Origin of the sequence: uncultured Lactobacillus sp. (genome assembly GCF_902491705.1) — a bacterium.
In the GTDB taxonomy this organism is placed as follows: Bacteria; Bacillota; Bacilli; order Lactobacillales; family Lactobacillaceae; genus Lactobacillus.
The window spans coordinates 1-8926 of the sequence record NZ_CABUIW010000073.1 but is presented as its reverse complement, the minus strand read 5'-3'; the positions used below and the strand labels follow the sequence as shown (position 1 = coordinate 8926).

General features: G+C 32.8%; 11 protein-coding genes. 6 read left to right on the top strand and 5 right to left on the bottom strand.

The annotated features are described in order from the left end of the window. The coding region (locus tag RDN22_RS10410; protein WP_308554877.1) for an IS3 family transposase at positions 1-117 on the top strand (117 nt) is incomplete at its 5' end. Between the two features lie 49 nt (positions 118-166). Here RDN22_RS10410 and RDN22_RS10405 read toward each other — a convergent pair. Then, a complete protein-coding gene (locus RDN22_RS10405; protein WP_308558043.1) occupies positions 167-796 on the bottom strand; it encodes a DNA-3-methyladenine glycosylase I in 630 nt (209 codons plus the stop codon). A gap of 107 nt (positions 797-903) precedes the next feature. On the opposite strand from RDN22_RS10405, the gene RDN22_RS10400 reads away from it, so the two are divergent. Then, complete coding sequence (locus RDN22_RS10400) at positions 904-1338, top strand: MarR family winged helix-turn-helix transcriptional regulator (protein ID WP_308558041.1); 435 nt, start codon at positions 904-906, stop codon at positions 1336-1338. Positions 1339-1397: 59 nt separating this feature from the next. Here RDN22_RS10400 and RDN22_RS10395 read toward each other — a convergent pair whose 3' ends face one another. The 3 genes from RDN22_RS10395 to RDN22_RS10385 are packed head-to-tail and all read right to left on the bottom strand — an operon-like array spanning position 1398 to position 3185. Further along, positions 1398-1652 carry a Txe/YoeB family addiction module toxin gene (locus tag RDN22_RS10395; RefSeq protein WP_308558039.1) on the bottom strand — a complete coding sequence of 85 codons (255 nt, stop codon included), beginning with the start codon at positions 1650-1652 and terminating at the stop codon, positions 1398-1400. A 5-nt stretch (positions 1653-1657) separates the two neighbouring features. Beyond that, positions 1658-1927 (bottom strand): type II toxin-antitoxin system Phd/YefM family antitoxin, encoded by a 270-nt coding sequence (locus RDN22_RS10390; protein ID WP_308558037.1) that lies wholly within the window; start codon positions 1925-1927, stop codon positions 1658-1660. A gap of 46 nt (positions 1928-1973) precedes the next feature. Next, a complete protein-coding gene (locus tag RDN22_RS10385) occupies positions 1974-3185 on the bottom strand; it encodes a metallophosphoesterase (protein ID WP_308558035.1) in 1212 nt (403 codons plus the stop codon). Between the two features lie 193 nt (positions 3186-3378). Here RDN22_RS10385 and RDN22_RS10380 point away from each other — a divergent pair, with 193 nt between their 5' ends. Genes RDN22_RS10380 through RDN22_RS10365 form a run of 4 tightly spaced genes read left to right on the top strand, consistent with a single transcriptional unit; the run spans position 3379 to position 8113 of the window. Further along, positions 3379-4224 carry an FAD-binding oxidoreductase gene (locus RDN22_RS10380; RefSeq protein ID WP_308558033.1) on the top strand — a complete coding sequence of 282 codons (846 nt, stop codon included), beginning with the start codon at positions 3379-3381 and terminating at the stop codon, positions 4222-4224. A gap of 21 nt (positions 4225-4245) precedes the next feature. Then, the gene (locus tag RDN22_RS10375) at positions 4246-5775 is read left to right on the top strand and encodes an NAD(P)/FAD-dependent oxidoreductase (RefSeq protein WP_308558031.1); all 1530 of its coding nucleotides are present in this window, start codon (positions 4246-4248) and stop codon (positions 5773-5775) included. Between the two features lies 1 nt (position 5776). Continuing rightward, positions 5777-7630 carry an FAD-binding protein gene (locus RDN22_RS10370; protein WP_308558029.1) on the top strand — a complete coding sequence of 618 codons (1854 nt, stop codon included), beginning with the start codon at positions 5777-5779 and terminating at the stop codon, positions 7628-7630. 9 nt (positions 7631-7639) lie between these two features. Further along, positions 7640-8113 (top strand): flavodoxin, encoded by a 474-nt coding sequence (locus tag RDN22_RS10365; protein ID WP_308558027.1) that lies wholly within the window; start codon positions 7640-7642, stop codon positions 8111-8113. A gap of 37 nt (positions 8114-8150) precedes the next feature. On the opposite strand, the gene RDN22_RS10360 is transcribed toward RDN22_RS10365, so the two are convergent. Continuing rightward, entirely contained in the window at positions 8151-8789 is a 639-nt protein-coding gene (locus RDN22_RS10360; protein ID WP_308558024.1) for a LuxR family transcriptional regulator, read from the bottom strand. Between the last annotated feature and the right edge of the window lie 137 nt (positions 8790-8926).

Below are 8926 nucleotides of genomic sequence, written 5' to 3'. Positions count from 1 at the left end.
GCTCAAGCTATAGAGGAATATATCAAATACTATAACGAAGAAAGGATAAAGAGCAGATTAAAAGGCTTAACTCCGAAAGAATATCGGAATCAAGCCTCTATTAATCCTATGTTTTAAAATGTCTACTTTTTAGGTCCCACTTCATTTCGTATCATAGCTAGGCTTTTTAAGCATTAAAAGTATTAGGCCCTTGCTCCCTTGCTAAAACGATATTTTCTTTAGGATTATCTTCAATTCCTTTTCTATCAGGTCGTGCACTGATAATTCCTATAGATACTAAAAAAGAGTAGATAGAAACAGGACCGGCGTATTTAAAACCAATCTCCTTCATTTTTTTAGATACATGATCGCCAGTTGGAGAGGTAGTACCAAGATCGGCAATTCTTTGAACTTCTTTTCGCTCTTGCTTATATCCAACAAGCTCCCAGAGATAATTATCTAGAGAGCCATATCCTTGCTGAATCTTAAGAACCAGTTGGGCATTAGCAATTGTAGCTTCCATTTTTCGTTTATTGCGGATTAATCCTTTATTTTTGAGCATAGTGTTAATTTCTTCGGATTTCATCTTGCTGATTTCTTCCAGGTTCCAGTTGTGAAAAGCCTTGGTGAGTTTAGGATATTTCAAAAAAGATACGTTCCAGCTCAATCCTGCCGCAAACATCGCAATAGTATATTGCTCAAAGATACTTTCATCGTTGTGTGGTGGAATACCCCAAACATCATCTTGGTAATGTCTATAAAGCAGGTTATCAGGATAGTATTTTTGATGTAGCGTATCGTCAAGAAACCATTTCATTTAAAATCTTCTCCTTAAATTAGTCCAATATTGTACTAATTATTATAAAGTTGAAATTATCGACAATCAAGCTTAATCTAAAGATTATTGAATTAAAGGAAGTAACTATGAATAAAGATTTTGACGAAATAAGAGAATTATCGCAAAAGATGCTGCTGTTTCAGTCTATTTATAAAGACAATGCAAAAAAGGTGGGCTTAACTGATACGTTAATCACTGTATTGTATGTTCTTTCACAGCATCCTAAAGAGTGTACGCAAAAATCTTTGATCGAGCACACGTATTTACCTAAGCAAACGATTCACTTTGTGATAGAGAAGTTGATTGATAAAAAATTGGTAATTTTAACTAGTTCACCTTCTGATAAGCGAGTTAAGATTATCAATTTAACTGAAAAAGGGGAGAAGTATATCCAAAAGAAGATATTTCCTTTTGTAAATAGTGCTAATAATGCGTTTCTGAAAATGAGTGATGCTGATCAAAAGAAATTGGTGGAATTATTTACACAGTATTTAGCTAATTTGCAGAATGAGCTTAATTAGATGGATATGAAAAAGGTTTGGTCCTAAAAACATGGACCAAACCTTTTTCATATTATTGATTAATAGTGATCTTTGCAAGAATATATAATAATATCATTACTTTCAAAACTATAAATTAAACGATCTTTTGCGTCTATTCGTCTTGACCATAAACCAGTTAAATCGTTCTTTAGGCCTTCTGGCTTTCCGATTCCTTCAAAAGGATGTCGCTGAATATCTTTTATCAGTTTATTAATACGCTTAATTTTCTTTTTATCGCCTTGTTGTTGCCAGTAAAGATAATCATTCCACCCGTTACTTGTCCAACTCAACATAGATTTTACCCCTTATCATTTGGATCAATTAAATCGTGTTGAGATAATTGATTATTTTTAACTTCTTCTTTACCGGCATTAATCTTATTCATAAGATATGAATTTGATTGAATAGATAGAGTTTCAATTAATGAATCATATTCGTCTTTACTTAGTATAACAACATTATCTTCTGGATCTTTGTTAGTAACAATTAATGGTTCACTATCTTCATTAACTTTTTTAAAATAATCTTTAAGTCGTTTTCTAAAGTTACTGTAGTTTACTGCATCCATATAGAACACGCCTCCTTCTATCTTGTACAATAAATTGTACCACATTTTACAAAGTAATAAAAACATGCTGACTATTTTGCTTAATTGCTAATAATGAGTCCACATACTTTTTCATCTCAGGAAGAAATTTTTGGACTAGTTGATAGGAAATTGAACTTTCAATTTCCTTTTTTTGTGCACTAGAATAATTACTTTTACCAATGAAAAAATTATAGTTCAGCTGATTAATTAGATTCATTACGGTATCAAAATCATTTTCAGATGGGAATCTTTTCTTGAAATTTTGCATCTGTATTTCATTGGTTTGAATAAATAGCTTCTTCAAGTAGTCGTGGTAATCGCCAGTAGGTAATAGTCGTTTTTCTTCATCGGTTAGATATGGAATGGGATCAAAAGAAAATCTGTGATACTCTAACTTGTTATCAGCTAATGTAATAATTCCATATCCTTGATCACACATAGAGAAACATGATGAAGCTATATCTACGCCAGATGCAGAACTAGCAATATTTTGTGCATGGATATGTCCAGTGAAAGATACTTTTACGTTGTATTTAGTAAATAATTGTTTTAATTCTTGAGCATTATCAAGAGTGAACCCACCATTAACAATATTGTTATGATTATTCAGACTGTGGTGCATGAAGAAAAGAACGTATTGGTTACTTTGCTGAGCAACTTTTAATTGTTGTTCAATCCATTTCAATTGCTCTTTTTTGATAAATCCGTTGGTAATAGGGTGAGAGTTGGAATTTTGATTGCCATAAATATTTGAATCCGCAAAGATTAATCGATATTTTTGCTTGAAATTAATACTGTATGCTAAAGAACTAGGATCACAACTTACAGCTTTATCGTAAGCGTCCCTAAAAATACTTTTGAAGTCGTAAGGTGAGATTTGCGGCGTTAAATATTGATAAGCTCTATCAAATTTCCTAGCCCAACCGTCATAAATATCGTGATTTCCAGGTAATGGGAAAAAGTCGATCTTTGCTTTTTGCAGGGGATGAAAGATCTCTTTTAACCTTTCAGCAGATACTTTTTCGCCATTAAAAGTTAAATCACCAGTAATAACAACAGCATCAGGTTTATCATTAAGAATTTTTCTAACAAAAGCCGAAAGCATGATTTCTTGATGATTAAGGTCTTTGCCAGCACTAGTTAGCTGCATTTTTTGAAAAGCAGCTCCCTGATCATGTAAAGAGTCAGCGATTAAGTGTGTATCAGATAATAAATAAATTTTATGAATTTGAGTCATATTATTCCTCGCTTATAAATAATGAGTAGCTTGATTTAAGTATAATCCAGCTTTAAAGAATTAAGGTAATAACTAATACTGAGTATTAGAAAAATCAGTCTAGTGGCTGATAGTAAAAGGCTTACATTACTACCTATAATTATGGTGTAAAAAATAACAACAATGAAAAACAAAAATTATTAGGAGAAAAATTATGAATAAAGAAGAAAAAATAGCTGAGATTTTGTCCGGCATTCCGCAATATGAAGAAACCATCCAAGATCAAAAAGCTAAGAACAAATTTGGTGTTAGTCATGCAGGTGAAGTAGCAGAGTGGAAACGCGCTGTTAAGAGAATTCATCCAGGTAGAATGACAATGAAAATTGTTGAGAAACATTTAGTTACTGAAGGTGAATGTGGTATTCGCTTAACCAGAGTAGATGGTGAAATGCCACCATTTGAAGCAGGTCAATATATTACAGTTCATGTACCGATTGATGGTCAAGATTTGCATCAACATTACAATATTGTTTCTTCACCAACAGAAGAAGGATATTTTGAAATCTCTGTTTTTGTAGAACATAAAGCTAATAAAGTCTCAAAGTATTTAGCTTATGACTCTAAAGTTGGTGATACGTTCTCAGTTGGCCAGCCAAGTGGTCAATTCGTTTATAATCCTGTTTATCAAGGAAATCATTTGGTATTTCTTGCTCAAGATCGCGGTATTACACCTTTTATCAGCATGATTCGTGAAAAAGCATTTTTAGGTCAAGATGAGAAGCATATTTCTCTATATTATTATGATCCCGCTGATTATAGTCTCCCATATAGTGAAGATTTAAATGATTATATGGAAAATATTCCAAACTTTAATGTATCTACACTCAGATTAGATACTGACGAGAGTTGGGATAGCCAAATAGAAAGAATCATTAACAATTCGGAAGAAGATACGACTTACTATCTTTCTGGAAACAAGCACTGGGAAGAAAGCGGAAAAGAGTTTTTACTTGATCATGACATTAAGGAAAGAAAAATTCGTACTCAAGGTAAATTTTAATAAAGATATGGGAGAAGCAAAATGACTAATAGATATGATGCGATTGTAATCGGTGCAGGTAATAGTGGTTTAGCATCTTCAATTGCTTTATCACAAGCAGGAAAAAAGACCTTGCTAGTTGAAAAAAATTACAAACCAGGTGGTTATGCTACTACTTTCATTAGAGGTAATTATGAATTTGAAGGATCTTTGAAGCATATTTCTGGTGTGGGAAATAAGAATAATCCTGGACCTCTTTACAAGATTTTTCAAAAGATGGGAGTTATTGATAAGCTGCCTTTAGTTGAACTTCCAACTGAACGTGTAATTACAGGGCCATATGATATGAGTTTCTCAACTAAAGGTGGAGATGCATATCAGGCAACTCTTTTAAAGAATTTTCCAGAGGAAGAAGAAGCAATAAATAAGTTCTTCGATATGGCTAAAGAGTGCTGGCGCGAATTTCAAGAAATTTACAATTACAATCTTGATAAAGTAGATGTTTATGAAGATTTCGATCTTGAAGCATCTAAAGAAAAATATCCGGTATTCTTTAAATATGCCTTTCAAAATGGCTTACAAGTATTAGGTCAATACTTTAAAAATCCATATCTAATCTATGCGATTACTCACCTTTCAATGTACTCTGGTGCAATTCCTAAATTGAGTTTTCTTGACTTGATGATTTTCCCAATTTATTACTTTGCTTACCCAGCACAACACTTTATTGGTGGTTCAGGAGCTGAATCTAATGCTTTAGCTGAACAATTTAAAGAAAAAGGTGGGGAATTGAAGTTAGGTACACCAGTTAAGCAAATCTTGGTAGAAGATGGAAAAGCAATCGGTATTGAAACAAGTAATGGTGAAAGATACTATGCTGATACGATCATTAGTGCAGCCAGTCCATTAGTTACTTATGAAGAAATGGTTGCACCAAAGGATCTTCCAGCAACTGCAATTAGCGATTACAACGGTTATGAAAACTTTACTAGCTTTGTTGAAGTTCACTTGGGATTAGATTGTAGCTCAGAAGAATTGGGAGTAAAAGATGCTAATAATTACATTTTTGATCCAGTTCATTCTGAAAAAGGAATTTTATGTGTATTCAGCTTAGATTCAGTAACTCCTAAGAATGAAGTTGATGCTGTTTCTGGTGCTTCTGAGCATTTGGATGTTCCTGATAAGACTCATTATGGCAAGCTCGATATTTCAATCGGAACTAATCCTCAAGACTGGCTTGAATTACCACCAAGCGAATACTTTAACAAGAAATATGAAATTGCTGAACAAACAATCAAAAATACTGAAAAATACTTCCCAGGTATCCGTGATCATATCGTTGAAATGAATGTAACTACTCCATTAACTATGATTAGATTTTCTGGAGCTCCTGGTGGTAGTATTTCTGGATTAGGTGGTACTTTGGCCGACTTCTTATTACATCCAAAGAAGCTAGATAACAAGATTGAGAATCTTTATATTGAAAATCCAGGGATGCATGCTTTCGGTGGATATCAGGGTACTTTATCTTATGGATATGCTTTAGGTGAAAAGTTAGGACAAGAGGAATAATATGACTCGTTTAAATAAAGATGATGTTAATTTTTATAGAAAATACGATGTTATAGTTTTAGGTTTTGGTGGAGCTGGTGCAACAGCTGCAAGGTTTGCTGCAGATGAAGGAGCAAAAGTTTTGCTAGTTGATTCAGCTCCAGAAGGGTATGAAGGTGGAAATACTCGTTATTCTGCACAAATGATTTCTACAACAGAAGATTATAATGCGGAAAAAGAGTACTTTCATGCATTAACCAAACCAATGCACGCTGATGAAGAAATGGTTGATACTTTCGTTGAAGGTATGGCCAATATGACAACATATCTAAAAAGATATTTAGGTGTTAGTCATCCACATTCTTATAAGCATGATTTTTTCGATGATCCTAGATTTTCTAAATTACGTGGACCATTAATTAGCAATACCATTGAATACCCAGAATTTCCAGGCAGCGATAAACACGATATGCTCAGTGTTACTGATAGATTTATGGATGCTGGGCTTTGGAAATTATTAAGAAAAGAAGTTAAAAAGAGACCTAATATCGATGTTTGGTATTCTTCTCCTGCAAAACATTTAATTATGGATAGTGATAATAATGTTGTTGGAGTTCAAATTGACCACGATCATGTTTTAAGAAATATATCCGCAGCTAATGGTGTTGTTTTGGCAACTGGTGGTTTTGAAAATAATCAGCAAATGAAAGAAGACTATTTAGGAGCTGATAAACTAACACCAATCGGAACACTCTATAACAAGGGAATTGGTATCAAATTAGGTGAAGAAGCCGGTGCTGATCTATGGCACATGAATAACTTTGAATCGATCGGCTTTTTACATGGATTGGTTTTAAAAGTACCTGATGGTGAAAGAGGCAATTTAGTTATTGCTGACTGGAAGGCAACTTATGACGGAAGTGTAATGTTAGTAGGGGATGACGGTTCAAGATATTATCGAGAAGATGAAGGCAATCGTCATGGTCACGTTTATAATCATGGTAAATGGCTTGTTCCACAAAATCAAAGTCACCCACATATTATTTTCGATCAAAAGCAATATGATAAATTTGCTGCTAAAGAAGGTAATCCAGTTCCAGATGCTTTAAAGAATGTGATTAAAGCTGATAGTTTAAACGAATTAGCCCAGAAGATCGATGCCAAACCTGAAATTTTAGAGAGAACTGTTCATGACTTTAATGTATTTGCAAAAGAAAAATACGATTATGCTTTCAACAGAAATGGAGATACTTTAAAGGAATTTTCAGCTAACGGTCCATATTATGCAATTCCTGTTCAACAATCAATTTTAAATACACAAGGTGGTCCACGTAGAAATTCTCATTGTCAGGTAGTAGATCCAGATAATCATCCAATTGGACATTTATATAGTGCTGGAGAACTAGGTGGCATTTGGGCTGGTCGTTATCAAACTGGTGAAAATTTAGCCGAATGTTTGATTTCAGGTAAAATTGCTGGGCAAAATGCTGCATGGCCTAAAGAAAAGATTGAGGGTTTAGAAACAATTTATCCTAAGTCATCAAAAGAACAAACAACAAAATCAGAAGATTCTAATGAAGAAAATTCTACACAAGAACAATATACAGTTTCTAATAACCAATACTTAGGCTCTAGTGATCAAGGCATGGGCGATGAAATAATAGTTCGTGTAACTTTAGATGATAATAAAAAGATAAAGAATATCGAAATATTGAAACAAAGCGAAACTGGAATCGGTGCTAAAGCTATTAAAAAATTGCCTAAAGAAATGATTTCGAAGAATTCATATGATGTTGATGCCGTAAGTGGTGCTTCTACGACTAGTAGAGCTTTAAAGTCTGCAGTTAAAGAAGCTTTGACTAAAGCAGGGAGATAGAAATAATATATGAAGCAAAATGCACTAATTGTTTATTTTTCAGCAACTGGTAATACGAAAAAAGCGGCTGAAGCAATACAAAAATATACAAATGCTGATATCTTTCGTTTAAAAGCCACTCATCCTTATGAAATTCATGGGATGCAATGGAATGACCGAATCGATATTGAAGGAAAAACAAATGCATATCCAAGTATTGCTAATAAAATTTCTAACTGGGATGATTATTCATTAATTTATCTTGGCTCTCCAATTTGGTTCTGGGGTGAGCCATCCAGAATAATGGCAACTTTTTTTAAAGAGTATGATTTTAAAAACAAAATTGTTGCTCCTTTTTATACTAGTATGGAAACTCCAGTAGAAAAGGCGATGCAAGGCTTTAAAAAGATAGCCAAACCTGCACATGCAAAATTATTAAATGGTTTTCAATATACTGGTAATAATTTATATCTTCATAAATGGTTAAAATACATTCATTCATAAATATTAATAGTGAACTAAATAAAAAGTCTTATTCTCATTAAAAAGAATAAGGCTTTTGTCCGTTTTTGAGTTCAATTGCTTCTGTCCGATTAGAAACATGTAATTTTTTAAATAAATTAAAAATATGAGTTTTAACCGTATGATAAGAAATAGATAGACTTCTAGCTATTTCTTCATTTGTTTTTCCTTGCGCAATTAAATTCCAAATTTCTGTTTCTCGTTTGGTTAATTCTGGAATAGTTACTTGAGTATTCTTTATATATTGTGGATGTGAATTTTGATAGGAAGTAAAAGCTTTTTGCAAGATATCACGAATTTCAATTAAAATTTGCCTTTCAGCAAGACTGAAGTCACCTTCTTCTTTAGATTTGAGAATGAAGAAGATAATGCCAGGATTATCATTTACTGCAATTAAAGCCACAGAGCCAATATTTCTTTTGGAAAAATTATGATAAAAAGAAGTGTCACAAAAATCGGGCATCTCTGAACTGAAAGCTATACCTTTCCAATTATTTTTGTTCTTTGAGTAAATTAGAAAATTATAGAATAGTGGATCGTTAGTTGCACTAGGTACATTTTTGTTTAAAAAAGTTTGCTCAAAAAAATTGCTATGGCTTTTAGCAGCTGAATACCAACTAGTATTATTTTCAGTTTTATAAACAGTATAAAAAGTCATTTGATAATTAAACTCATTTTTAAAAATATCCAAGACTGTATCAAGAAAATTATATCTAATTGTAAAAGCCGTTTTTGAAAAGTGATATAGTCCTACTTTAGTAGACAGTACAAATATATAAAGTACTATCTATGAAA

What these genes read in the sequence shown, in the direction of transcription:
- RDN22_RS10370 (WP_308558029.1), top strand. Translation starts at nt 5,777, where the DNA reads ATGACTCGTTTAAATAAAGATGATGTTAATTTTTATAGAAAATACGAT.
- RDN22_RS10395 (WP_308558039.1), bottom strand. Translation starts at nt 1,652, where the DNA reads ATGTTGAGTTGGACAAGTAACGGGTGGAATGATTATCTTTACTGGCAA.
- RDN22_RS10400 (WP_308558041.1), top strand. Translation starts at nt 904, where the DNA reads ATGAATAAAGATTTTGACGAAATAAGAGAATTATCGCAAAAGATGCTG.
- RDN22_RS10375 (WP_308558031.1), top strand. Translation starts at nt 4,246, where the DNA reads ATGACTAATAGATATGATGCGATTGTAATCGGTGCAGGTAATAGTGGT.
- RDN22_RS10360 (WP_308558024.1), bottom strand. Translation starts at nt 8,789, where the DNA reads ATGACTTTTTATACTGTTTATAAAACTGAAAATAATACTAGTTGGTAT.
- RDN22_RS10380 (WP_308558033.1), top strand. Translation starts at nt 3,379, where the DNA reads ATGAATAAAGAAGAAAAAATAGCTGAGATTTTGTCCGGCATTCCGCAA.
- RDN22_RS10405 (WP_308558043.1), bottom strand. Translation starts at nt 796, where the DNA reads ATGAAATGGTTTCTTGACGATACGCTACATCAAAAATACTATCCTGAT.
- RDN22_RS10390 (WP_308558037.1), bottom strand. Translation starts at nt 1,927, where the DNA reads ATGGATGCAGTAAACTACAGTAACTTTAGAAAACGACTTAAAGATTAT.
- RDN22_RS10365 (WP_308558027.1), top strand. Translation starts at nt 7,640, where the DNA reads ATGAAGCAAAATGCACTAATTGTTTATTTTTCAGCAACTGGTAATACG.
- RDN22_RS10385 (WP_308558035.1), bottom strand. Translation starts at nt 3,185, where the DNA reads ATGACTCAAATTCATAAAATTTATTTATTATCTGATACACACTTAATC.